The 545-nt window shown below is 57.6% G+C and carries 1 pseudogene; it reads right to left on the bottom strand.

Annotation, left to right across the window (positions count from 1 at the left end):
• Window positions 1-106: 106 nt before the first annotated feature.
• A pseudogene (locus ACB040_RS20765) lies at window positions 107-545 on the bottom strand (transposase); the annotation flags it as partial.

Below are 545 nucleotides of genomic sequence, written 5' to 3'. Positions count from 1 at the left end.
CTGATGGATTACTACAACTGGCGGCGTCCACATCAACACAATAACGGGATACCGCCAGCAAAAGCCGAAGAACGGCCTAACCAAGTGTCCGGATTTAGTTGACCACTACATACGGCATGCAGCTCAGTTCATGGATGAGGTACACCGAGGCCATGTGAAAACTCAACTGGCTCGCCGTGTATCCCTTCAGACTCGCCGCTATCTTTACCATCTGGCTGCGCAGCAGGTTATACGCCAGCAGCACTCCCCACAGCTCTTGCCGTATTCCCGCCGCCTTCTTGCTGCGCAGGGTCAGCCGGTGTTGTTGCAGGCTGTGCTTCATCTCCCGATAGCCCAACTCGATTTCCCAGCGCTGGCTGTAGAGCTCGACGATATCGGCACCCGGGAAACGCATCGGGTCAACCATCGAGGTCAGCACCTGCCGCTCTTTGCCATTGATAGTGCGAGTCAGCAAGCGGGCTTCCACTGTATCCGGCAGGTGCGGCCACTTCTTCCTCGCCTGTGGGCTGGTCTTGAGATGCACCAGCACATCCTGGCGCCCCAGC

Source organism: Aeromonas sp. S11(2024), assembly GCF_041402345.1.
Taxonomy (GTDB): domain Bacteria; phylum Pseudomonadota; class Gammaproteobacteria; order Enterobacterales; family Aeromonadaceae; genus Aeromonas; species Aeromonas veronii.
This window is presented reverse-complemented; position numbering and strand designations above follow the sequence as displayed.